This is a genomic window from Nitrospira lenta, assembly GCF_900403705.1.
Taxonomy (GTDB): domain Bacteria; phylum Nitrospirota; class Nitrospiria; order Nitrospirales; family Nitrospiraceae; genus Nitrospira_D; species Nitrospira_D lenta.
In genome coordinates this window covers 605,313-627,891 of the sequence record NZ_OUNR01000001.1, presented here as the reverse complement: position 1 = coordinate 627,891, position 22,579 = coordinate 605,313, and the positions used below count along the sequence as shown (strand labels likewise).

Below are 22,579 nucleotides of genomic sequence, written 5' to 3'. Positions count from 1 at the left end.
ACGATCAGAATGTGCTCGGTCAATGCGCGCAGTGGAGAGCCTCCAGTCCTCCTACAACAGGGTAAGGGATGAAGTAGGGGAGTGGATAAGGGTGAGGGAGATGCATGAGTAAAGAACCGCGGCGGTTGAGCGAGGTCTTGAGTAGCGGGCAGTTTGCCGTGACGATTGAGTACAATCCGCCAAAGGGCACCAACATCTCAAAGGTGCTGGAGAGTGCCAAATCACTGGTCGGGCGTGTGCATGGCGTCAATGTGACCGACAACACGGCCGCCGTCGTGCGGGCCGGGTCGATGCCGGTCTGTCGGTTGCTCTATGAATTGGGCCATGATCCGGTGATGCAGCTGACCTGTCGCGACCGGAACCGGATCGCCATGCAGTCCGATCTCATGGGCGCCCATATGCTCGGCATCCGCAACATTCTTTGTCTGACCGGTGATTATCCCACTGTCGGCGATCACAAAGAGGCTAAGCCGGTTTACGATCTCGATTCCGTGCAGGTCATGCAGTTGGTGCAGGGCCTCAACAACGGCCATGATATGGCGGGCAATAAGTTAGATGGCTCGACGGCCTTCACGATCGGCGCCGCAGTGACTCCGGAAGCTGACCCGGTCGGGCCGATGCTGGCCAAATTCGACGTGAAGGTCAAAGCTGGAGCGCAGTTCTTTCAAACGCAGGCGATCTACAATCCTGACTTGTTTGCGACCTTCATGACAGCCGTGCGGCCCTACAAGGTCAAAGTGTTGGCGGGCATTCTTCTCCTGCGGAATCACAAGATGGCGGAGTTTATGAACGCCAATATTCCCGGCGTGTCGGTGCCGCAGGAGATGATCGACGAATTAAAAGCCGCCGGCGACAAGGCGGAAGATGTGGGCGTGGAGATCGCCGTGCGGACCATCAATGCGGTGCGCGCGCATTGCGACGGAGTTCACATTATGGCGATCAAGGGCACCCATCGCCTCGCAGACATCATTACGAAGGCTCAGCTCGGCTGATGACAATTCCTGAATTTCAACAGCACAAGAGTCAGGGCAAGAAGCTCACTGTCGTGACCGCGTACGATGCGCTCTTCACTCGCATTGTGGAACAGGCCGGCATCAACGCCATTCTGGTCGGAGATTCGCTGGGCGTGGTGGTACAGGGGCAGGCCAATACGATCTCCGTCACCATGGAGGAGATGCTGTACCACACGGGGCTGGTCGCCCGTGCGGCGCAACAGGCGCTGGTGATCGGCGACATGCCCTTCATGTCCTATCAGGCGAGCAAAGAAGATGCGCTGCGGAATGCCGGACGCTTGATTCAGGTCGGCGCGCAGGCGGTGAAGCTCGAAGGGGGACAGGCGATGGCCGACCGGGTCGAGGCGATGACCGCGGTGGGCATCCCCGTGATGGGGCATATCGGTATGACGCCTCAGTCAGTGAATCAGTACGGCGGTTACAAGGTGCAGGGAAAAGCCAAGGATCGGGCCACGGAGTTGATGGCCGACGCGAAGGCGTTGGAAGCTGCCGGAGCATTTGGAATTGTCCTGGAGGCCATTCCGGCGGCGCTGGCGAAGGGCATCACGGCGGAGCTGTCGATCCCCACGATCGGGATCGGAGCCGGTCCGCATTGTGACGGACAAGTATTAGTGCTCTACGATCTCCTCGGTCTCTTCGATGACTTCGTTCCTAAATTCGTCAAGCCGTATGCCCATCTGAAGACCGATGCGTTGCAGGCGCTGCGGCAGTTCAAGGAAGAAGTCGAACTCGGGAGGTTTCCGAGCGACGCCGAATCCTATCACTGAGTCCTCTGTTCGGAGCGTGGCCGTACAGCATTCCCGATTCCCGGCCCTGCCCTATCTGTTTCGATCAGTCCGCGCGGGGTTGAGTCGTTGTCGTCGAGCCCTGCCGATCGGTGCGGGCGCAGGAGCGGTTGACCGATTCGATTGGAGTGAGGGATGACGTCCGACGAGCTTGTACAAGAAGGGCACACACTCGCGAGGCCTTGTGTCCATCTGACTCGTGACGGAAGCGACTATGCCGGAGTCTGGGGCGGGATGGGCGTCGTTCCTCTGCGGGATGCTCGATTCCGCCACTGGCTCTCTGTCTCGTGTCGGGCCGTGCCTGGAGAGCATGGATTGACCGGCTGTATCAGCGTCTATACCAATCAAGAAGATCGGACGACAGGGCTGGTTCTGGTCAATCAGCAGGCTGCGCTGCCGGCGATCCCGGACGGGATCAAGCTATACGCGCAACCGGCCACCTGCTTTCCGCCGCTGGACGCGATCTTCCGGTATGGGTCTGCTGCGGTTCAAGCGTGGCTGCGCGCGAATCAATGGCAGCCGGAGTGGGGCTATAGCTCGCAGTTCAGAGACCATCGGATCACGGTGGCCTGCGCCGCGGCGTATCAGGAGCAATTAGATTTGGAGGGCCGCGCCATCGATGCGGTGCTGGGCGGCTGGCCAACGCCCTGGCGAGTCGGAGACTGGGATGAGCGGCCAGATCGTCAGTTGCTTCTCTGGACCTGGCGGGACTCTCCGCCCTGGATTGAATTGTGGCACGATCGTGGACAGCTTCGTGTGATCCAACGCGTCGTGGAATAAGACGGTCTCGTCGTTTCTCCTCACAAATCCGATAGCGAAGAGCCTGTCCGGAGATGCTGTAACGGCGTCTTCTGGAACCTATACTCTCTCGAAAGAGGGGGGGACGGGTAAAGGGTAGTCTGCTACAGTAGCCCCTTACGACTGGAAGGGGCTGTCCGGATGGAATGGATCGAGTGGTTGTTTAGCAGAGAGTTTCGTCAGTTCATTCTCGACAATAATCTCTTTTTCCCCCTGCTGTTCCTCGCACGAGTCGTCGGCATTACGGCAATTGAAATCTGGAGACCGGCCAGACCTGTGGCCTATCGCAAGGTCTTTCCGTACGACTTGACGGTATTTCTTGTGTATCAGTTTGTCGTGTTTCCGGTCGCGAACCAGATCAATGAGTGGGTCTATCTTCGGCCGCATCTTCCCGACGCGATATTGACGCTGCCTCTCGTGTTGCGCGTGGCCTGCTACCTTGTCGTTGCCGATCTCGGACATTATTGGATTCATCGCCTCATGCATCACAAGGCGCTGTGGAGGATTCACAAGTGGCACCATTCGCCGACGTACATGTACTGGCTGGCTGGTGTGCGGACCACTATCCCGCAGCAGGTCCTTGTCAATCTTCCCTATATTTTTGCCTATTCTTTCTTAGATCTGCCTCCCTGGTGGATGTATCTTGCCATCGGGGCATTTAACTCATTCCAGAACGATTGGATGCACGTGAATGTGACCTGGCGGTCCAATTGGCTGGAGTGGTTCGTCGTCACCCCGCGATACCACCACATCCATCACAGCGATAGCCCCCTTCATTACAAGGCGAACCTCGCGGCGCTGTTTACGGTATGGGACCGGTTATTTAGGACCTATGTGGATCCTGATAGCATCACAGAACCGTTGACCTTCGGGATCGGAGAAGAGGTTCCGCTTGTGCGGCTTGCGGTAGGGGTGTGACGTTGGACAGATCGATGGCCGTTCACGGGTGCGGATAGTCGTTGGTAAGCCTCAACTCTAAGAGGATGGGAGGAGCCTGTTCGGTTGTGATCTGTGCGGTAAGTCGGTTCCTGAGGTCAGCAATGTCGAGCCCCATATAGAAAAGGGGCATTCCATAAAACTTTTGATGGCTCGTGCGTAAGAGGTTTTCTGCCGCACTGAGATGGCGGGTATGTCGTTTCAAGTTCGCCGCTGCCAGTTGAATCAGTGCTTGGAAGAACAGCCCCTGTTCAGTCTTTCGTCCCACGGTATGCCAAAACCCTTCAAAGACCTCATGACATTCCCACCAGTACGCGAAATTATATAAATCGATTCCAAAACGATAGTCTTCAGACTGGGACCATTCCTCTGGGCCGCAGGGCGTTGGACTTGGCTCGGGACATCCAAACGAATGGCCTTGTGGATTCCGTCGCGGGTGGGGACTGTTCCCTGGAACGAACCGATAGGCGGGGAAGGGGTTGGATGAATAGCGAGGCCAATTCGGGTTGGCGGGGGATGGCTCAACTCCGGCCACGGTCATCCGCATACTCCACCTGGAACAGGGTCCGATCATTCAGCCGGATCGCCGTCAATTGCCGGCCCCACACACAGCCACTGTCCAATCCCAAAATATTGGGTTCGATGTGCAAGCCGAGCGCGGCCCAATGGCCAAAGAGAATCGTATGATCGCTATTGCGCCGGCTCGGAATGCGGAACCAGGGAAGGTGTCCGTGTGGGGCGTCGTCCGGAGAGCCGGAAAATCCAGACAAGACGCCTTCCTCGGTGCAGGTACGCAGCCGGGTGAGGGCGCGGGTGACGGCGGCCAGCCGTTCATAGCCGGTCAATGCCGCACTCCACTGTGGAGTGTTCCCCTGAAAGAGGGCTTGAAGGAAAAGTCGCGATTCCGGTCCGGCCAGCGTGTGCTCGACTTCCCTGGCTAAGCGGGCGGCCTCGTCGATCGACCATTGCGGCAAGAGGCCAGCGTGGACCATGAAGTAGGCGCCTTCATGATGGTGCAACGGTTGTTGCCTGAGCCACGCCAACAGTTCCGTGCGATCCTCGGCGGCCAGGATGTCTTGGATCGTGTCTTTCGGCCGCAGGGCCACGAGTCCTTCAGCGGCGGCCAGCAGGAACAAATCGTGGTTGCCCAGGACGATTTGTGCGGCGGGGCCAAGCTGTGTGAGATAGCGAAGGACGCCAAGGGAATCCGGACCGCGATTGACCAGATCGCCGACGCACCAGAGGCGGTCTACGGACGGATCAAACCGGATGAGATCGAGCAATTGCTCCAGGGAGCGCGCGCAGCCGTGGATGTCACCGATTGCGTAAATGGCCATGGTGCAGAAGTGAAATCGAAGATCGCGCGAGAGTATCGTGAGCGGCCTCGAAATACAAGCTGGCGTGCGCGAATCGTAGGCGCGGCCGGGCGCTATGCGGCCGGCCGCTCGTGAGTGGCTTTCGCGCGGAGGTCGCGGATCAATTGCTCGACAAGGTCGGCCGGCAAGGGATGGCTGAAGAAGTACCCTTGAATGGCATCGCACCCTTGGTTGCGGAGGATGTCGAGTTGCGGCTGAGTTTCGACTCCCTCGGCCAGCACGCGAAGCTTCAGTCCGTGCGCCATGGCGATGATGGCAATGGCAATTGCAGCTTGTTCGGATTCTGACGCGAGGTCTTTGACGAAGGCCCGATCGATCTTGATGGTGTCGATGGGGAAGCGCTTGAGGTAGGCCAGCGAAGAATAGCCGGTGCCAAAGTCGTCAATGGACAGGCTGAACCCCATGGCTTTGAGTTGCTGAAAAACGACGACTGCATTTTCCGCGTCGTGCATGGCGGTGCTTTCCGTCAGTTCCAATTCCAAACCGGCAGGATTGGCCCCCGTCTCACGGACGATTGTGCGAATGGACTCCACAAGATCCGCTTGCTGAAACTGAACTCCCGACAGGTTGATCGCGATAGAGATCTCGCTGAGACCGTAGGCTCTCCAGGCGACCTGCTGCGCACAGGCGGTGCGCAACACCCATTGTCCGATTTGGTCGATCAACCCGACTTCTTCGGCCAGCGGAATAAAGGTCAAGGGCGATACCATGCCTCGTACCGGGTGCTGCCAGCGGATGAGGGCTTCGACGCCGACGACCTCCCATCGGCGAATGTCGACTTGGGGCTGGTAGTACAGCACAAATTCGCTGCGCTCCAAGGCCTGGCGAAGGTCCGACTCCAGACTCAGCCGTTCTGCCAGGGCCACGTTCATCGATTGGGAATAGAACTGATAGGTGTTTCGTCCTTTCTCCTGCGCCGCCTGGACGGCCGCGTCCGCGTTGCGGAGCAGCGTGTCGACATCGTCCCCATCCTGCCGGAGTAACGCAATGCCGATGCTGGCTGTGACCACCACCTGGCGTCCGTCGATGTGATAGGGCTCACGGAGAGATTCCAGAATCCGCTGCGTGACCTTCGCGGCACTCTGTGCTGAAGCCAGATGGGTCAGGAGCACGGTGAATTCGTCCCCGCCCAGCCGGGAGAGGGTGACAGGCTCCTGATCCTCGTGCCAGCCCACTGAGTCGGACTGGCGGACGCAATGGAGCAGTCGTTCGGCCACTTCGCGGAGAATCGCATCACCGTATTTTGGGCCGAGGGTATCGTTAAAGCGTTGGAATCGGTCGAGATTGACGAGGAGAATGGCGTCGTTGGTGTCATGACGTTTCTGTATGGCCAGGGCTTGGGTGACACGATCCTGGAACAGTTGGCGATTGGGTAGTTGGGTGAGGCGGTCGTAGTTTGACAGAAAATGAATCTGGGCTTCGGCTTTTTTCTGATCGGTAATATCTTGAATCGTCCCGACGACGCTGGTGGCTGCGCCGCCTTGTTCGAAGGCTACCTCGGCATAGTGATGCACGATTCGGGTATCGCCTGTGGGCATGTGGACGCGATGGTCCTGGCGAAATGGGGCTCCCGTGGCAATCGCTTGGCGGATGCCGGCCTCGACCGCCGGCCGATCCGCTTCGTGAATATGGCTGACGAATTCCTCAAACGACAGCGTTGTGGAATAGGGGTCCGCATGAATGCCCAGAATGCGGAACGTTTCGGTAGAGGCGATAAACCGGTTCGTCGCCAAGTTCCAGCGCCAGTTGCCCAGGCGGGCGATCCGCTGGGCTTCAGCCAGGCTCATCTCTCGCTCCAGGAGTTCCGTCACGGCTTGGCTGGCTCGCAGCATATAGCGGACCCGGTGGCTGAGCACGAGGGCGTTCCACGGCTTCGTCACAAAGTCGGTTGCGCCGGCGTCGTACGCCGTGGTGATGGACTTCACGTCGTCGAGGCCGGTCATGATGAGAATGGGCACGGAGGCTCCGCATGGCAGTTTCCGAAGGGCCGCGCAGGTAGCGAATCCGTCCATCCCCGGCATGACGACATCCAAAAGGATGATATCGGGTGTCTCTCGTTGAAAGGCGTCGAGCGCTTCTTGTCCCGTTGCGGCATCTTCAACGCGGCACCCGGCTTGTTCCAGCGCTTCCCGCGCGAGGACGCGCAAGGTGATGTCGTCGTCAACAATAAGGGCTAGTGGGGTAGCATTCATTTATGCGGCTCTCCTCTGTCGTTCATTTTCAAAGATGGTGCAGGTCGCGGTGAAGGTCTGTTGTAGCTGCTTGGCCGTCCGTTCGGCTTCTGGCCAGGCTAAGGTTTGCTCGCGAGCTCCCGTTTCCAACTGTTTGCACAGCTCCGCGACCTGCCAGGCTCCGAGCGTCGCACTGCGCGACTTCAAGCTGTGGGCGGTGTCCCGCAGAGGGGCGAAGTCTTTCTCTGCCGTGGCCGCTAGTATCTTATCGACCAACGCTTGCGAATCCTTGAGATAGAGGCCGATGACTTTGGCCAGCAGATCAGGCTGGCCGGGGCGCTGGAGGTTGGTGATGCTGTCCCAGCTCTTTGGATCTACTGGAGATTCAGTGGGTTGAAGGGCCGGAGCCGGTGAGGACGCGAGGGGGGGGTGCGGTGAATCCGTTGGAGTCGATTGCGGAGAAGTCGGTAGCCATCGATGAATCACGGTCCTCAGCTGTTCGATCGTAAAGGGTTTACTCAGATAGTCGTCCATCCCGACCGCAAGGCAGAGCTCCCGATCGCCTTGCAGGGCATGGGCGGTGAGGGCCACGATTGGAATCCTCCTGCCGGTATTCTCTTCCTGTTTACGGATGACCCGGGTGGCTTCAAATCCATCCATCTCCGGCATTTGGCAATCCATGAGGATGACGGAAAAGGGCTGGCTCGCCAGCAGGCTGATCGCACGTCGTCCATTCTCAACGGCTGTGGCGGTGCATCCCAGCACCTCTAGCATGCCCAGTGTGACCTCTTGGTTCACGGCGTTGTCTTCCGCGAGGAGAATCGAGCCCTGAGGTGTGGCGGGTGTCCGGTCATCCTGCTCATGGGGATGAGGGGACGTGGGGACCAAGACGGTTTGGCCGGAGAGGGCTCGGTGAAGGTCGGAGGGCCTCACGGGCTTTGTGAGGGTGGCCGCGATCAGCCCGGTGTGGTCTTCCGCGACGTCCACTCGCTCGACCGGTGTCATGAGGATCACGCGGGGGCGATGGCGCTGAAGTGTGTCGTGGATGGCGCGAACGGTGTCGAGTCCGTTCATGCCGGGCATGTCCAAATCGATGACGACCGTATCATAGGGGCGGCCATCTTCTATCGCTTCTGCCAGCAGGGGCAGAGCGACGGGGCCTGACTCAGCCACCGTAGAGGGGATGCCCCAGCTGCGCAGTTGGCGGTCCAGTGAGAGGCGGGCGGGGCGGCTGTCATCCACGACCAGGACGCGCTGGGTTGGCAGGATCTGGTGTAAATCTGGCGTGCCGATGCCACTCAGGTACGAATGGGCGAGGTGCACGGTAAAGAAGAAGGTCGCCCCCGATCCGACCTGACTCTCAGCCCAGATTTCTCCTCCCATAAACGCCACGAGTTGTTTGGCAATGGTGAGGCCGAGTCCCGTGCCGCCGTATTTTCGCGTCGTCGATCCATCGGCTTGTGAAAACGGTTGAAAAATGTTGTGCAAGGCATCGGGGGTGATGCCGACGCCGGAGTCTTTGACTGAGAAGCAGAGGACGGATTGGTGGTTTCCTTCCGCAATACTGACGATATTCACGATCACTTCACCCTGAGCCGTGAACTTAATGGCATTGCCGATCAGATTGATCAAAATCTGGCGGAGTCGAGCGGGGTCTCCCTTGACGAAGACGGGGACGCTGTCGGCGCTGTCGGCAATGAGCTCCAGATGCTTCCGATGCGCGGAGGGCGCAAACAATTCGAGTACGTCGTCGACCAGCATGCGCAAGTGGAAGTCGGTGTGTTCCAGTTCCAGCTTGCCCGCTTCGATCTTCGAAAAATCGAGAATGTCGTTGAGGATGTCCAGGAGCGAGTTGCCGGATCGTACAATCGTGTCCGTCAAGCGTTGCTGCTTGGGGCTCAAGGGCGTTTGTCGCAAGAGCGCCGACAGCCCGAGGATGCCGTTCATGGGGGTTCTGATTTCGTGGCTCATATTCGCGAGAAATTGCGATTTGGCGATATTCGCGGTCTCTGCCGCTTCCTTGGCCGTGATCAGCTCGCGTTCAACGATCTTCAGCGAGGTAATGTTTGAGGCGATTCCTAAAAACGAGGTGATGTGTCCGTCTGCATTTTGAATCGCGGTGATGTTCAGCAACACCGTCAGGCGAGTGCCATCCTTCCGGATATAGGTCCACTCATGCTCATTGTGCAGACCCAGCCGGCTCTTTTCGACCAAGACGTCGAACCCCGGTTCGATCGAGCGGTTGAGTTCTGCCGAGAAGAGCCGTGCGCGCGCGGCGACTTCCTCGGGGTCATGAAACAAGGCGGGCGTCTGTATGCCGATCAGTGCGTCCGCGCAATAGCCGAGTAACGATTCAGCCGCAGGATTGAAGAGACGAATAATCCCCTCGGGCGTGGTGGAAATAATGGCATGCCCGGCATTGTCCAGCATGGCTCTCTGGAATGAGGAGAGGTCGCGGAGTGCCTGCTCGGCCTTGCGGCGATCCGTGGCTTCCAAGACCAAGGCCACCGTATTCGCCACCGAGGTGGCGAATTGCTGTTCTTCCGCCGTCCAGACTCTGGCGGGTCCGATATGTTCATGGCAGATGACGCCGACCATCGTGCCTTCAGCCCAAATGGGCATGTCCATCATGGAGGTGATCCCGAGCGGGATGAGATAGTTGGTTGTGAATTCGGATGTGATGGGGTCGGTTTGGGCCTGGTTGGCGACGATGACCTCTTCCGCCGCGAGTGCTTCAAAATAGCGAGGGAAACTGGTCGCGGGCAGTTCGAGTCCGTTCGAATACGTGTCGGTTGCTTGTTCGAACAGGTCGGCGCAGCGAATGGCGGCGTGCCCCTCCGTAAAAAACCAGATGCTGGCGCGGGCCACGCGGAGGCTCTGTGACGCGACTCGCGTAATGACATGAAAGGCGTCGGAGCGTTCTCCGCGATAGAGATCTGTATTCGTGGCTAATTCCAGCAGCCCGGCCTGCACCCGCCGGAGCAGCGATGCGCTCTCTGTCCGCTGTTCGTCCGCCTGCTTTTGAGCGGTGATATTCCGGAATACCAGCACGGCGCCGTTCACCACGCCTTGGGTTGAGACAGGTGTGACTGCGAGCGAGATCGGCACCATCTGGCCATCGTTCCGCAAGAGAATACCGCCATCGGTGCGGAAGGGACGGCCTTGTTCGAGCGGCGGGATCGAGGTATCCGTGATGAGACAGTCGTGACTGAACTCTTCGGGACCCGGCGAGAGGAAGCGGTACGCCGGCTGCCCGGCCAGACTCGCCAGGGGTGCGCCGAATAATTCTTCGGCTTGCGGATTCATGAGGACGATCTTCCACTGGGCATCGACGACGCAGAGCCCGTCGCCGAGTGAGTGGAGCACGGCTTCGAGTTTCGTGCGCTCTCCTGCCAGCTCTGTTTCTCCGGATCGCCGGAGGTCTTCGTATAGGTCCTGCATCTCCCGAGAGGTGACGTCGAGGGATTGTTCCAACAGGGCTCGGCCTTGATCGTTTTCGGTATAGCTGAGGCTGACGCGATCGAGCATGGCGCGCCAGCCTGCCGAGTCCGTGGGGCCCGTCACCGGGTCGAGCCCCAACCGTTTGAGTTGTCGTTGCAGGAGCGGGTGCATACTCGGTCTCAGGCGGCCTCTGAAATTGTCGTCAGGGTCATGGTTTGATTGTGGAGATCGCAGTGTCCCGTGCTGTAGGGAGAGATCTCGCCATACGAGTAAAACCCGATCTGTGCGGCCCCTTTCGGCAACATGTCGAAGACCGCTTCCACTTCCTCTTCGGTTCGTTCTCCCAGCACGAGGCGCCGTCCGACACAGCTGATGGCAATCGACAGAGTTGGCGTGGAGTCGCCTCCCGGTATCGCCGCCAGGGTGGCGGCATCGGAGGCGCCTTGAATCAAGCGGTCGAAATTGGCGCGCATGAATTGGGTATAGGCTCCTTCCGGCATATCGCCCGCGAATGTCAGGGACTGAGCGTCTTCGTCGATGGCCAGGATGGTGCGGACCAGGCGTTTGGTCTCGTCTCGGGTGTGCCGGATCGCCAGCGGAAAGTGGAGGGCGGTGCCGGGCAGCCCGCTGGCGAGTGTGCCCAAGTAGTCTTTATAGAGCTGAAGCGCCGGTTTTTGGTTCAGTTCGTAGAGGACATTCCCGCGTGAACGAGTGATGAGCCGTTCCGGTCCGAAGAGGTCCCATCCGCCTTTGGAGCCATGTGTAAGCCGGATCGCGGAGCCATAGAATCCTACCGCGGTGATGTATCCAGAGACGGGCAGCCCGTCTTTCACCACCCACGTTTGTTTGAACCGGCTGCCGTCGCCGGCCAAACCGCCCGAGACCACGACATGTGGCGGGAGTACGGTGTTCAGTCCACGGATCAGTTCGCTGCCGTTGACACCTAGTCCATCGGAGAGCACCAAGACGCCGCGGAGCGCCGGATCGATAAGGCGGGTTGCCAGAGCTTGCGCGGCTTCGAAGGAATGGCCGGGAGTGGTGACATGGGCAGACGCGGTTCGGACCGTGGTGGAGCCGAACTCTAAGAGTCCGACGACCAGAGTGTCATCCTGAACCTGCGTGCCAAAGATTTCCCCTGAACTGGAGCAGCCGATGGCTGCGGCGCCGGGGTAGGCGGCCAGGATTGTTTGAATGGGAGCCGGCGTATTCAGCAAATGCGACGGGCCGAACAGAATGACAAGTGTGCGAGCCGGATCCGTGAGCGGGTAGGTCTCGACCGGGGTTTGACGGGATGCCGGATAGGTGAAGGTCGAGAGTTTCATGCAGCCTCCTTAGATGATGCCGTCAGTTCACGGCGAAAAATGGCACAGACCTGCTGATATTCTTCGTCGATGCGCGCAACCAGCCGATCGGTGTGCTCTACGTGATTGGTTCGGCACGCCTGTTCCAGTTGACTTGCGAGGTTGGCCAGGTTTGTTGCTCCAAGCATGGCGCTCGATGATTTGAGCGTGTGGGCCTGAGTGATCATGGCTTGAGGACTCCCGTCCTGAAGCGCCTGACGGAGCCCGTCGATTTGGGCCTGGGAACTCATGAGATAGAGACCGATCGTCTTGTGCAGCAGATTCGGCTGATCCGGTCGCTGGAGCGCGGTGATCGTGGCCCATGCGGTGCGGTCAACGTGTGTCGTCGGCGATGGGTGTTGCTCGCTGGCTGTTGGTGTTGCCATCGGTATGCCAGCCGGAGATGCCTGCGCCTGGTTTCGGGAAAGGCACCAGCGAGACAGCAGATCTCCCAGGGCCTGTTGAGAAAATGGTTTACTGAGGTAGTCGTCCATGCCCGCTTCCAGGCAGCGATCCCGATCACCGTCCATGGCATTGGCAGTCAGCGCGATGATCGGGGTTCGCGCGAGAGGCGTCTGTGCTTCTCGCGCGCGAATCTTTGCCGTGGCCGTGAATCCATCCATGATCGGCATCTGGCAATCCATGAGAATGAGATGGAAGGACTGTGTGGTGGACGCGGCGATGGCCTGCTGGCCGTCTTCGGCGACGGTGACCTGATAGCCCAGGAGTTCGAGCATGCCGGTGGAGACTTCACGATTGACAGGATTGTCTTCGACGAGAAGTACGTGGCCACGGAGTGGGGGCGAGCCGGCCTGCGCCGGTGTCGGCCGGGGTGCCAGCGTCTGAACAGCTGGGAGCGCGGACTGTCCCTGCTGTCGGCGGCGCAGGCAGTCCTTCAGGAGTGATTGCCGAACAGGTTTTCTGAGCCAGGCAGAAAACTCCGGCACTGCGCCGTCCCTGCCGTAGGCCTGGCTGTCGATGGAACTTAGTGCGAGCAGATCCACCGAGCGGATGGTAGGATCCGCCTTGATGGCTTGGGCGAGCGTGAAGCCATCCATGTCGGGCATGTGAATATCGAGAATCGCTAAATCGAATGGTGTCTGGTTGCCGGCCTGCTTGCGCAGGTGGGCCAGCGCGACGGTGCCGGATTCGGCCGTAACGGTCTCGGCCCCCCAGGCTGTGAGGTGGGACTCCAGGATGTAGCGGTTGGTCTCATTGTCGTCGACCACCAAGATTTTCATGTGGTCTAACACGCGGTCGGGTATCTCGACGGGGGGGTACTGGGCGGTCCAGCCCAGGTGCGTGGTAAACCAGAACGTCGATCCCTGTTTCGAGGAGCTCGTCAGGCCGACCTCGCCGCCCATGAGTAGGACCAGTTGTTTGACAATCGCCAGGCCCAGGCCGGTGCCTCCAAAACGTCTGGTCGTGGAGCCGTCGGCTTGGGAGAATGCGGTGAAGAGCCGTGATTGGACCTGAGGGGGGATGCCAAATCCGGTGTCGGCAATCTCAACTTTTAGCAGGAGCGTCTCATTTGCCTGCCTCAGGAGCGCGACGCGGACTGCCACCTCGCCATGGGGAGTGAACTTCACGGCGTTCCCCACGAGGTTAAGGAGGACTTGCCGCAGCCGGACGGGGTCGCCGATGACATTGTCTGGAATGTTGTCGGGAATGTAGCAGGTCAACTCCACCCCTTTTTCGCCGGCCGGTTCGGCGAAAAGCTCGACGGCTTCCGCGATCGTATCCCGGAGCCCGAACTCGATCTGTTCCAGCACCAGCTTGCCGGCCTCGATCTTCGAGAAGTCCAAAATGTCATTGATGATGCCGAGTAAGGCGGTCCCGGAGCGGTGCACACTGTCGGCAAGATGCCGCTGCCTTTCGGTCAATGACGAGTTCAGCAGCAATTCCGCCATGCCAAGGACGCCGTTCATCGGGGTCCTGATCTCGTGGCTCATGTTGGCAAGAAACTGAGATTTGGCAAGACTTGCGGCTTCGGCGGTTTCCTTCGCCTGGCGGAGGGCGGTTTCTATCTGCTTTCGCTCCGTCACATCCATGATCGTTGCGATGATGATGAGTCCGGTTGCGGTCTGCACCGAGGTCAGTCCCACTTCAAGGGGAAACTCTGAGCCGTCTTTTCGCCGTCCCTTCAGTTCACGTCCCGTCCCCATTGCCCGTGAGCGGGGCTGAGCCATAAATGCGGTGCGATCTTTGACATGTTGGCGGCGGATCGCTTCTGGAACCAGGACTTCAATGGGCTGGCCCAAAAGTTCGGTGCGGGGATAGCCGAAGGTTCGTTCCAGTTCAGCGTTCACCATGCGGATGATGCCCGAGTGATCGACGAGCACCATTCCGCTTGGCGCAGATTCCACCACGATGCGCAGCTTTTCTTCCCATTGCGTTCTCTCGGAAATATCTCTGATGAATCCGCTAAAGGTTGTCCGCGATGTCAGTTTGAGTGGGGTAATCGCCAGTTCAATTGGAAACTCGGTCCCATCCGCGCGCAGGGCGACTAATTCCAGCCGTTTCCCTAGCGCCGGGCCTTTGCCCGTGGCCAGGTACTGTTGTAAGCCTTCACGGTGAGCCTCGCGATATTGCGGGGGAATGATCGTATCCGAGAGTATTCGCCCAAGCACTTCACTTTTGGTCCACCCTAGGATCTGTTCGGCCTGTGGATTCCAGTCGATAATCCGTCCTTGATCGTCCATGACGATGATGGCATCTAGCGCGTTGGCCACAATGGAACGGGTCTGCTCTTCGCTATCCTGAAGGCTAAGCAGGAGAGGCGCGCTCACCCGGCGGTTGATCAACCAGCCAACGAGGAAAATTACGCCGATGAGGCCAAGGCCCAGGCTTCCGAGAAGATACGTTCTAGCGGTCAGGACGGTATGGGCGTCTTCTTCGGCTTGGCGGCGTTGGCTGTCGGCGAGCTGGACGAGGTTCGTGATTGCCAGGCGGTGCTGTGCAAACTGATAGCCGAGAGGACCGAACACGAGATCTGTCATGGCGCGGGTATCCCCGCGTTCAAGGGCGGGGAGGAAATTGCGATGCCAGTGTTCGTAGAATTCTCGTGCCCACCGTCCAGACGATTCGGCGAGGGTGTCTCGTAACGGTCCTGGGGGCAGGCGGGTGTGCCATTCGGATTGCTTGGTCAGGAAGGCTTGCTCGAGTTGACGGAATTGCTCCACGAGCACGGTGCGCATTGAAGGGGAGGCGCTCAGCAGCTCCAGTGTCACGAGATAGGAATCGACGATATACAGTGTGGGGGGGAGTGCATTCGCCGCCAGATCTTTGCTTTCGACGATTTGCGTATAGAGCGGTCCGCGAATTTGCACGGTCTCAATGGTGTCGTAGACGGCGAGGGTAAATCCGCCGGTCGCGAGAATTGCAGCACCCATGAGCATTCCAAGCCGGATGGTGAAGGATGAAGGCGTTTGTATTCCCGTCGACGGTTTCAGCGATGGCGTCATGCGGTTCCCCGATAAAAACAAAAGATGGGAGCGGCGACCGATCCCTCTCCTTCTTATCGGCAGGTGGCCGAAGGGGCTTAATCTGCAAGACTTCGCGGGGTTTTAGCTCACCGGCCCATCTGAGACCGGTTTCGAGATGTTTGATACGAGTGTGTTGATGACAAGAAGGAAGAGGGCGTCGCTAGGGAGGAGCAGAGGCAGAGAGGTTTTGATGTTTTATGGGTATTTCGCTTCGATTTTGCTCGACAGGCCTCCGCGCGCGGTAAATCCGCCGGTGACGGTGGCCCAGACGGGCCGGCAGGATGCCACGACATCGTGGAGGATCCGATTGACGGCGTTCTCATAGAAAATACCGAGATCTCGGTAGGCGTGGATATACATCTTGAGGGATTTGAGTTCGAGGCAGGCTTTGTTGGGCATGTAGTGAATGGTCACGGTGCCGAAATCCGGTAGGTTGGTTTTGGGGCAGATCGCGGTGTATTCGGGAATCTCAATCGTGATTTCGTAGCCCTTATACTGGTTCGGGAATGTTTCGATGCTAGGTAATGGCGCGGTGATACCGCTTTTCGCATGCCGTTCGTTGTACCCCAATTTTGTCGTTTTCGATGTGCGTCGCGCTGATTCACGTTTCACGAGTCACGCCTCATGTCTTCTAGAGTTGTTTCATCCAATCGGTCTGCCCGATTTTTTCGAGTTCAATAAACATCGATACCCAGGGACATTTCATGTCCGGATAGACTTCGCAGAGTCCTCCTTTGCGCACGCCTCCGCAGGGGCCATGGGCCATGAATTTCGGACATTCGGCCTTCAACGTGTTATCCGGGATCGGGGGGCGTTTATGCACACCGCCGACATGGGTTCCGGCATCGTCTTCGCCGGGAATCAAGACTCGATTGAGCATAGTGTTCCCAGTCTAACCGGATTGGTGGTGATCGGCAATGATCAGGCGTAGTTTCGAACAGGGCGTTGATCACTTCTTCTGGATCGACGCTTCCAGGAGGTTTCTTTTTGGGGCGAATGGCCTACCTCACCGGCTTGGGCCTAGGCCTTCTTTCGAATGTCGTGGGCCTTCTGAGAAGTTGCGTTGAATATCAGGACGTTCTAGTATTTCACAGTGCTGGCAGTCGAGGGGCGGATCCGAATATATAATTGACAGTCTTTTTTCAGCTTTGCTAGGATGCCATGGCGCAATTGATAGATCAGACTCGGTTGTGCGTAGTCCATCCTCATCGTCCTACAAGGTCTCTTCGTTTATCGTGAGAGTGTTGAACCATAGGCAACGGTTTGCCGTTGCAGTGACATAAGGGAGGTGCCTGATGAGTCTCGATTATGTGAAGTTTACAAACGGCTTCGAGAAGTTCATGCCGAAAGAATATCGGGATATGGTCGAACATGGTCCGTTCGGCAAGAAGGTCTCTGTCTCCCAGATGGGAAGCTTCAAGGAAATTTTGGAAGAGCATCCGATGTGCGCCGGTTGTGCGATGACGCTGTTCATCCGCCTGGCGATGATTGCCGTTCCGAATCCTGAAGACACGATTATGGTGGGTACTGCCGGATGTGGTCGCTTGGCGATCTCGCAGGCGGCGATTCCTTTCGTCTACGGCAACTATGGCGACCAGAATGGAGTGGCCAGCGGGTTGTCCCGCGGTCTCCGCCTCCGGTTCGGCGATAAGCCGAAGGATGTGGTCGTGATGGCCGGCGACGGCGGCACGGCTGATATCGGATTCCAGCAAGTGTTGCACTCCTGGTTCCGTAAGGAACGATTCACCACGATCATGTTGGATAACGAAGTCTACGGAAATACCGGTGGCCAGGAAAGCGGTATGACGAGCCGTGGCGCGGTGTTGAAGATGGCCCCCTTGGGCAAGAAATTTGAGAAGATGGATATGTTGCAGATGGCGAAGGTGGCTGGATGTGCCTATGTCGCTACCGTCGTTCCGAACAATCCCCGCCGTGTCGAGAGTGTCATCAAGAAAGCCGTCCTGATTGCTCGCGAAGTCGGCTCCGCGTACATCCAAGCCTATACCTCCTGCAACATTGAATATGCGATTCCGACCGACAAGGTCATGGAAGACGCCAAGACCGTTGAGAACGATCGGTATCAGTTCACAGAGTATGTCAGCGAAGAAGCGAAGCAGTACTTGGCTGAGCGCTATGGCTACAAGGAATTTCTTCCGAAGCCGGCCGCTCCCGCTGCTGCCATTCCCAACAAAGCATAAGCCTGACCGGTAAGGAGGACTGCCCATGGCAAAGCGTTTCAACATTCGGATGGCGGGCGTCGGTGGACAGGGTGTCGTGACGGGGTCGCACATCCTCAGCACTGCGGTCATCAATGCCGGCGGGGAAAGCACAATCGTTCCGTTCTACGGATCGGAAAAGCGCATGGCGCCGGTAGAGAGCTATGTGCGGGTTTCGGATGAGCCCATCTACGAGATCGGCGAAATTACGTTTCCGCACATCATCATCATTTTCCACCCGCAGGTCATTACGCACGGCAAGTCTTATACGATGCCGTTTTATTTTGGCCTGAAGGAAGATGGGATTGCGCTGATCAACAACGATGGCCCGATGAACCTGCACAAGGACCAGGCCCGCGAGTTGGAAGAGCGCCGCGCGAAGCTCTACTACTTCCCGGCTACGAAGCTGTCGTTGGAAGTGGCCGGGATGGACCTTGCCACGAACATGGCCTTGATGGGTTGTATCGGAGCGATCACCGGGTTGACGAATATGGCGGGGTTGGAGCAGGCCGTGAAGGATCGGTTCCTCGGAAAAGGATTCGTCGTCTCCGGTGGAACGGCGGCCTTGGATAGCGTAGTAGAAAGAAAGTTCAAAAAGAAGCAGGAGCTGATCGATAAAAACGTGGCCGTCATGCGGGCCGGCTGGAACTATGCCGTTGAGCACGGATGGGCTGCTCCCGACGTGAAGCGTATCGAGACGCCAGTTGCCGCAGCTGCCAGTGCGTAATAGCGATACAGAAGGAGTTTTCCATGTATCTCGTAGCTGATATCAATGTTGAAATTTGCGCCGCGAAGAGCTGCAAGCTCTGCACGCAGTATTGCCCGGAAGCCAATACCATCCAGTATAGCGAAGAGATGGGAAAGGATAAGGGCTTTAAGTACGGCTCCGCATATGTGGCCGTGGATCGCTGTAAGGGTTGCGCGCAGTGTGTCTGGGTCTGCGACAACATGGCCAAGAACAACGCCATTAAGATGATCATGATCGATCAATTACCGCTCGCCGCCATCACCGACAATATTACGTATGGCGACAAGAGTACGACGGCTGTTTTGGTAAGCCCTAACGTCTGATCATTCGGCAAGAAAGGGGAACGGGCGTGGCAACAACGCAAGATAAGAGAGAGAGAATCATCGTTCCGGGACCGGCTGGATTTCATCCTCCATCCGCTGCGCAACTTGGTGTTTCGCTGCCCGATCCAGGCGAAGGCTTGTTTTACGGACTGTTGGAACCCAATGAAGATAAGGTCATCGAAGAGATGGCCAGGAAGATGTTAACCAGTCCCAATGCGACGCTCTTCCCGGGGCCGATGGTGTTGTGGGCCTGGAATGAACATGCCATTGAAAAGGCCAAGGCCACGCTGGAAATTGCCGCCCAGATTCCGAACGTGATGATTATCCCGATGCCGGACTATCGGCCCAAGTATCCGAAGATCGACCCGGAAGAGGTGATCAATCCCAACCACCCGAATCTGACGATTTGGGGCAATAAGATTGAGGCCTGTATTTTCATCGGCGTACATTGTCACTATGCGAATCTGACGTTGAAGATGATCCGTGCGGGGACGAATTGTTGCACGATGGCGATCTGCGCTGAGCAGGGCCACGAAGATGCCATGTTGACGATCCGCGACTCGGATGTGCTGAAGCTGAAAAAAACCGCGCAGATCTTCAAGAAGATTCGTGAAGAAATGGGGATCAAGTTGCCGGAGAACGGCGAGAATGTTCGGTTTACCGGAACGCAGTCCAAAGTCCACGGTGGAAAGACCCACACCAATCCATTGACCTTCATGCCATCCGTCGACGGAGTCGGCAGCGCGGGTACGTTCGGCCATTCGGCTGAACAGATGAAGCGCGAAGGGTAAGGATCGGGATCACGGGCGATATAGCCAAGAGGTGCAACAATGAGCGAAGCTGAAGTCAAAACGAATCCCCCGGGTGCTCCTGCGGCCACGGTCGCGCCAGCAAAGAAAGACCCGCACGCTGAAGCCAAGCGGCAAAAGGTCGTCACTCCTGAGTATCTGTTTCACGAAGCTCCCAGGACGAAAGAGTTTATTACGGGAAGCGAAGCGGCCAAGGAAGCGATCCGACGCTCGAACGTCGATTTGGCCATTGCCTATCCGATTACGCCCCAGAGCGAAACCATGCAGCTCGTGGGTGTGCTCTACGGTGAAGGTTATGTGAAAGAGTATTACCGTGGCGAGGAAGAAGTCGGCGTCATGGCCGCCATCGCCGGAGGATCCCGCGCAGGCGTCCGTTGCTATACGGCGACTGCAGGACCTGGAACGTTGAGAGGCCTTGAAGGCATTGCGTCATGGCCCGGCCATCGGTTGCCGGCCGTGGCGATGTTTACCTGCCGGGTGGTCAATGCTCCGCTCGCGATTCAACCCGATAACATCGAAGTGTCGTATCTCTTGAACTGCGGCATGATCGTGTTCCATGCTGAAAATCAGCAGGATATGTTCGATTTTACAATGGCCGGGTTTATCATCAGCGAGAAGAACGATGTGACCCTGCCGGTTGGTGTCTGCTGCGACGGATTCTTTGTCACGCACGCGCGTGGCTATGTGCGTATGCAGGATCGCAGCATGAAGCTCCCCCCTCGGGAAGCCTGGCGTGGAGCGGTGCCTGTCCTCGATGCGGAGAATCCTCCCGCGCGTCTTTCGCGCGACGCCCCGGTTCAGAAATCAAACTTCATGGCGTACAACATTCACGCCGTTTGGCAGCAAGAAGTATGGGCTGCGGTGGAACGGTCGCGGAAGTATATCAATCAGTATATGGGCGGGTTGCTCACAGCTGAGAATGTGGACGGTGCCGAGGCTGTCATCATTGCTTCGGGAAGCGCGGCGGCTCAGTCTCGGGAAGCGGTTCGTATTTGCGCGGAGAAGGGCATTAAGATTGGTCTGATCAAGGTGCGCTCGTTGCGGCCATTTCCCACGAAGGAACTGCGGGAACTCTGCAAGAATGCCAAGTTGATCGTTGTGCCTGAATTTAACTATGTCGGTTGGCTGGCCAAGGAAGTGGCGACGGCGATTTATGGCTATTCCAATGCCAAGATCATCGGTGGACCGAGGGTCTATGGCGGTCAGTCTATGCCGGTTGAATTGATCGTGGACGAAGTGGAATCCGGTCTCACTGGCAAGAAATCCACCAACGTTGCGATGTCTTCTGTCATGGGCGGGGCCGTCAATCAAGACGACGTGTCCCATTTCATGCGCAGCATTTAATTGACGCTGGTATAGTGCAATGAAAAGGCCCGCCGGGTGATCCCCGGCGGGCCTTTCGATTTCTGTAGAGGGCAGGCTCAATCAATGTGTCGGTTGTTATCCCTGTAAATCGTCCTCGATCAGTTCCTCACTGGCGGGCATGCCGTGAGCGACGTATTTGGCATAGGATAAATAAATCGACGCGCTGTCACGCATGGCTTTCGTGCCGTTTGCCATTCGGTGCAGTTTATCGGAGCCGGTCGGCTCCGTTGCGCGAAGATGATCGACATGGTCATGCAGAACGAGCGTGAAACGCTCCATGGCCATTTCGACCTCTAGGTAGGCTTGCAAAAGTGGATTGCTCATGATTGTTCTCCTCGTGAAGTGAGCATACACTACGTCGATATGGCCTTCAACCAACGTCAGTCAGTCGCCACCCTCTCGCCGATCATGCTCAGGTCGATTGAGCAGGTCGCTGCCAATTCAGCTCTGCTCAACCATGATCACATTGCACAGGCCGTGGCCGATCTCTCCAGGCTCTTTACGAAAGATCGTGCCTCACTGAAATCCGACTATCTCGATCATCCGGCACATGCAGTCGCCTATCTCAAATACTTTCTGCCGGTAAATCTGTCCAAAGTTCAAGCGCTGCTCGACGAGATGCCGCCAGGCTGGCCTGATCAAGCTTCTGGTCGCTCGATCCGCATTCTTGATGTGGGATCGGGACCAGGCGTCGGGGCGTTGGCCGTACGCGATTGGCTCCATCAGCATTGGCCAGACCGAATCAAAGATCTCAGCGTTGTGGCAATCGACATCTCAGCCGGGGCTCTCAAGCAAGCCAGGCAGCTTTGGGATGCCTACAGCCGAGAATCTGGAGTCACAGGTGGACAGCTGATGGCTCATGAGGGGAATGTGGAGCGCTCGCCGAATGGGGCGTGGCTAAGCCAGGTTGACCAGCAAGCACCTTATGATTTGATCATCGCGGCGAATTGCCTGAACGAACTCTTTTCTCGAACCGCCGATCCCGTCGAGTCGAGGGGCAAACTTGTCACACAACTTCTGGCGAGGTTGGCTCCGACCGGCACGCTTATGATTGTGGAGCCGGCGTTGCGCGATACCTCAAGAGCGCTGCATCAGTTGCGAAATCGATTAATTGAGGAGAAGCATTGCACGATCTATAGCCCGTGCCTCCATGAAAACAGTTGCCCCGCATTGGTCAATCCGTTCGATTGGTGCCATGAAGAGCGGGGCTGGGAACCGCCGCCAGGGATCCAAAAGATTGACGAGGCGGTGGGTTTCATTAAAGACGCGCTGAAGTTTTCGTATCTGCTACTCAGGAAGGATGGGCGGACCATCGTCGAGCATAGACCTGATGTCTATCGCGTAGTCAGTGAATTGCGCGAGTTGAAAGGCGAGAAGCGGGCGTGGCTTTGCAACGAGTTGGGACGGTCGGAAATCGGACGTCAGGATCGATTAAGGTCTGACTCAAACGCATCATTTGATGACTGGCATCGCGGTGCTCTCGTGCAGATTGAGCGAGTCATGCGAAAAGAGCGGGAAGGAAAAGTGTCGGCGGTGGGACGAATCGATGGCGATGGGAGGGTGCGGATAATTCGATCAGCCTGAGGGGATATTAATCCGCTTCCGGTTCGGAGCTGCCGTGCTGATGGCTGACGCGATCCTCGTCGAACATCTCCGCCATTTCGGCGGCGATCATGTCGCGATCGTTAGGCACGGAAATGAGGGGGATTTCCTTGCGGGCCTTCGGCGCCGATTCTGAGTCTGGTTGTTTGTTTTTCTCATCCATAGTTTCAG

20 protein-coding genes are annotated in these 22,579 nt (G+C 57.7%); 10 read left to right on the top strand and 10 right to left on the bottom strand.

The features are described from left to right. Positions 1 to 104: 104 nt before the first annotated feature. From NITLEN_RS03000 to NITLEN_RS02985, 4 genes are all read left to right on the top strand, one after another. Positions 105 to 992 carry a methylenetetrahydrofolate reductase gene (locus NITLEN_RS03000; RefSeq protein WP_121988084.1) on the top strand — a complete coding sequence of 296 codons (888 nt, stop codon included), beginning with the start codon at positions 105 to 107 and terminating at the stop codon, positions 990 to 992. Continuing rightward, positions 992 to 1,780, top strand: coding sequence for a 3-methyl-2-oxobutanoate hydroxymethyltransferase (gene panB / locus NITLEN_RS02995; RefSeq protein WP_121988083.1), 789 nt, complete (start codon positions 992 to 994; stop codon positions 1,778 to 1,780). Before NITLEN_RS03000 ends, panB begins: the two co-directional genes overlap by 1 nt. A 153-nt stretch (positions 1,781 to 1,933) precedes the next feature. Beyond that, the gene (locus tag NITLEN_RS02990) at positions 1,934 to 2,578 is read left to right on the top strand and encodes a hypothetical protein (RefSeq protein ID WP_121988082.1); all 645 of its coding nucleotides are present in this window, start codon (positions 1,934 to 1,936) and stop codon (positions 2,576 to 2,578) included. A gap of 159 nt (positions 2,579 to 2,737) precedes the next feature. After that, positions 2,738 to 3,514 carry a sterol desaturase family protein gene (locus NITLEN_RS02985; RefSeq protein ID WP_121988081.1) on the top strand — a complete coding sequence of 259 codons (777 nt, stop codon included), beginning with the start codon at positions 2,738 to 2,740 and terminating at the stop codon, positions 3,512 to 3,514. Between the two features lie 22 nt (positions 3,515 to 3,536). Here the strand turns inward: NITLEN_RS02985 and NITLEN_RS02980 are convergent, their stop codons facing one another. The 8 genes from NITLEN_RS02980 to NITLEN_RS18770 form a co-directional block, all read right to left on the bottom strand. Then, positions 3,537 to 4,073, bottom strand: a complete 537-nt coding sequence (locus NITLEN_RS02980; protein ID WP_181416598.1) for a DUF309 domain-containing protein — start codon at positions 4,071 to 4,073, stop codon at positions 3,537 to 3,539. Next, positions 4,054 to 4,869, bottom strand: a complete 816-nt coding sequence (locus NITLEN_RS02975) for a symmetrical bis(5'-nucleosyl)-tetraphosphatase (protein ID WP_121988079.1) — start codon at positions 4,867 to 4,869, stop codon at positions 4,054 to 4,056. Before NITLEN_RS02975 ends, NITLEN_RS02980 begins: the two co-directional genes overlap by 20 nt. A gap of 92 nt (positions 4,870 to 4,961) precedes the next feature. Beyond that, positions 4,962 to 7,100 carry a two-component system response regulator gene (locus NITLEN_RS02970; protein WP_121988078.1) on the bottom strand — a complete coding sequence of 713 codons (2,139 nt, stop codon included), beginning with the start codon at positions 7,098 to 7,100 and terminating at the stop codon, positions 4,962 to 4,964. Beyond that, positions 7,101 to 10,691, bottom strand: coding sequence for a response regulator (locus NITLEN_RS02965; protein WP_121988077.1), 3,591 nt, complete (start codon positions 10,689 to 10,691; stop codon positions 7,101 to 7,103). An 8-nt stretch (positions 10,692 to 10,699) separates the two neighbouring features. After that, complete coding sequence (locus tag NITLEN_RS02960; RefSeq protein ID WP_121988076.1) at positions 10,700 to 11,842, bottom strand: FIST signal transduction protein; 1,143 nt, start codon at positions 11,840 to 11,842, stop codon at positions 10,700 to 10,702. Continuing rightward, on the bottom strand, positions 11,839 to 15,324 hold the full coding sequence (locus NITLEN_RS02955) for a PAS domain S-box protein (RefSeq protein ID WP_121988075.1): 3,486 nt from the start codon (positions 15,322 to 15,324) through the stop codon (positions 11,839 to 11,841). The genes NITLEN_RS02960 and NITLEN_RS02955 overlap by 4 nt, the downstream gene beginning before the upstream one ends. A gap of 216 nt (positions 15,325 to 15,540) precedes the next feature. Next, the gene (queF, locus tag NITLEN_RS02950; protein WP_219999372.1) at positions 15,541 to 15,957 is read right to left on the bottom strand and encodes a preQ(1) synthase; all 417 of its coding nucleotides are present in this window, start codon (positions 15,955 to 15,957) and stop codon (positions 15,541 to 15,543) included. Between the two features lie 19 nt (positions 15,958 to 15,976). Continuing rightward, positions 15,977 to 16,225, bottom strand: a complete 249-nt coding sequence (locus tag NITLEN_RS18770; RefSeq protein WP_121988074.1) for a methylenetetrahydrofolate reductase C-terminal domain-containing protein — start codon at positions 16,223 to 16,225, stop codon at positions 15,977 to 15,979. A gap of 415 nt (positions 16,226 to 16,640) precedes the next feature. Between NITLEN_RS18770 and NITLEN_RS02940 the strand changes: the two genes are divergently transcribed. The 5 genes from NITLEN_RS02940 to NITLEN_RS02920 are packed head-to-tail and all read left to right on the top strand — an operon-like array spanning position 16,641 to position 20,785. After that, positions 16,641 to 17,543: a thiamine pyrophosphate-dependent enzyme gene (locus tag NITLEN_RS02940; protein WP_121988073.1), complete on the top strand. Its 903-nt coding sequence runs from the start codon at positions 16,641 to 16,643 to the stop codon at positions 17,541 to 17,543. Positions 17,544 to 17,568: 25 nt separating this feature from the next. Then, a complete protein-coding gene (locus NITLEN_RS02935; RefSeq protein WP_121988072.1) occupies positions 17,569 to 18,288 on the top strand; it encodes a 2-oxoacid:ferredoxin oxidoreductase subunit gamma family protein in 720 nt (239 codons plus the stop codon). A gap of 23 nt (positions 18,289 to 18,311) precedes the next feature. Further along, the gene (locus NITLEN_RS02930) at positions 18,312 to 18,632 is read left to right on the top strand and encodes a hypothetical protein (RefSeq protein ID WP_219999371.1); all 321 of its coding nucleotides are present in this window, start codon (positions 18,312 to 18,314) and stop codon (positions 18,630 to 18,632) included. Positions 18,633 to 18,658: 26 nt separating this feature from the next. Further along, complete coding sequence (locus NITLEN_RS02925) at positions 18,659 to 19,423, top strand: carbon monoxide dehydrogenase beta subunit family protein (RefSeq protein ID WP_121988071.1); 765 nt, start codon at positions 18,659 to 18,661, stop codon at positions 19,421 to 19,423. Between the two features lie 39 nt (positions 19,424 to 19,462). Next, positions 19,463 to 20,785: a transketolase C-terminal domain-containing protein gene (locus tag NITLEN_RS02920; protein ID WP_121988070.1), complete on the top strand. Its 1,323-nt coding sequence runs from the start codon at positions 19,463 to 19,465 to the stop codon at positions 20,783 to 20,785. Positions 20,786 to 20,881: 96 nt separating this feature from the next. Here NITLEN_RS02920 and NITLEN_RS02915 read toward each other — a convergent pair whose 3' ends face one another. Beyond that, on the bottom strand, positions 20,882 to 21,130 hold the full coding sequence (locus tag NITLEN_RS02915; RefSeq protein ID WP_121988069.1) for a hypothetical protein: 249 nt from the start codon (positions 21,128 to 21,130) through the stop codon (positions 20,882 to 20,884). Positions 21,131 to 21,169: 39 nt separating this feature from the next. Between NITLEN_RS02915 and NITLEN_RS02910 the strand changes: the two genes are divergently transcribed. Next, positions 21,170 to 22,390, top strand: coding sequence for a small ribosomal subunit Rsm22 family protein (locus NITLEN_RS02910; protein ID WP_121988068.1), 1,221 nt, complete (start codon positions 21,170 to 21,172; stop codon positions 22,388 to 22,390). A 7-nt stretch (positions 22,391 to 22,397) separates the two neighbouring features. Here NITLEN_RS02910 and NITLEN_RS18000 read toward each other — a convergent pair whose 3' ends face one another. Beyond that, on the bottom strand, positions 22,398 to 22,571 hold the full coding sequence (locus NITLEN_RS18000) for a hypothetical protein (protein WP_181416597.1): 174 nt from the start codon (positions 22,569 to 22,571) through the stop codon (positions 22,398 to 22,400). Positions 22,572 to 22,579: the final 8 nt, after the last annotated feature.

Coding starts and splice junctions, on each gene's coding strand:
- NITLEN_RS03000 (WP_121988084.1), top strand. CDS start 105: ATGAGTAAAGAACCGCGGCGGTTGAGCGAGGTCTTGAGTAGCGGGCAG.
- panB (WP_121988083.1), top strand. CDS start 992: ATGACAATTCCTGAATTTCAACAGCACAAGAGTCAGGGCAAGAAGCTC.
- NITLEN_RS02990 (WP_121988082.1), top strand. CDS start 1,934: ATGACGTCCGACGAGCTTGTACAAGAAGGGCACACACTCGCGAGGCCT.
- NITLEN_RS02985 (WP_121988081.1), top strand. CDS start 2,738: ATGGAATGGATCGAGTGGTTGTTTAGCAGAGAGTTTCGTCAGTTCATT.
- NITLEN_RS02980 (WP_181416598.1), bottom strand. CDS start 4,073: ATGACCGTGGCCGGAGTTGAGCCATCCCCCGCCAACCCGAATTGGCCT.
- NITLEN_RS02975 (WP_121988079.1), bottom strand. CDS start 4,869: ATGGCCATTTACGCAATCGGTGACATCCACGGCTGCGCGCGCTCCCTG.
- NITLEN_RS02970 (WP_121988078.1), bottom strand. CDS start 7,100: ATGAATGCTACCCCACTAGCCCTTATTGTTGACGACGACATCACCTTG.
- NITLEN_RS02965 (WP_121988077.1), bottom strand. CDS start 10,691: ATGCACCCGCTCCTGCAACGACAACTCAAACGGTTGGGGCTCGACCCG.
- NITLEN_RS02960 (WP_121988076.1), bottom strand. CDS start 11,842: ATGAAACTCTCGACCTTCACCTATCCGGCATCCCGTCAAACCCCGGTC.
- NITLEN_RS02955 (WP_121988075.1), bottom strand. CDS start 15,324: ATGACGCCATCGCTGAAACCGTCGACGGGAATACAAACGCCTTCATCC.
- NITLEN_RS18770 (WP_121988074.1), bottom strand. CDS start 16,225: ATGCTCAATCGAGTCTTGATTCCCGGCGAAGACGATGCCGGAACCCAT.
- NITLEN_RS02940 (WP_121988073.1), top strand. CDS start 16,641: ATGAGTCTCGATTATGTGAAGTTTACAAACGGCTTCGAGAAGTTCATG.
- NITLEN_RS02935 (WP_121988072.1), top strand. CDS start 17,569: ATGGCAAAGCGTTTCAACATTCGGATGGCGGGCGTCGGTGGACAGGGT.
- NITLEN_RS02930 (WP_219999371.1), top strand. CDS start 18,312: ATGTATCTCGTAGCTGATATCAATGTTGAAATTTGCGCCGCGAAGAGC.
- NITLEN_RS02920 (WP_121988070.1), top strand. CDS start 19,463: ATGAGCGAAGCTGAAGTCAAAACGAATCCCCCGGGTGCTCCTGCGGCC.
- NITLEN_RS02915 (WP_121988069.1), bottom strand. CDS start 21,130: ATGAGCAATCCACTTTTGCAAGCCTACCTAGAGGTCGAAATGGCCATG.
- NITLEN_RS02910 (WP_121988068.1), top strand. CDS start 21,170: ATGGCCTTCAACCAACGTCAGTCAGTCGCCACCCTCTCGCCGATCATG.
- NITLEN_RS18000 (WP_181416597.1), bottom strand. CDS start 22,571: ATGGATGAGAAAAACAAACAACCAGACTCAGAATCGGCGCCGAAGGCC.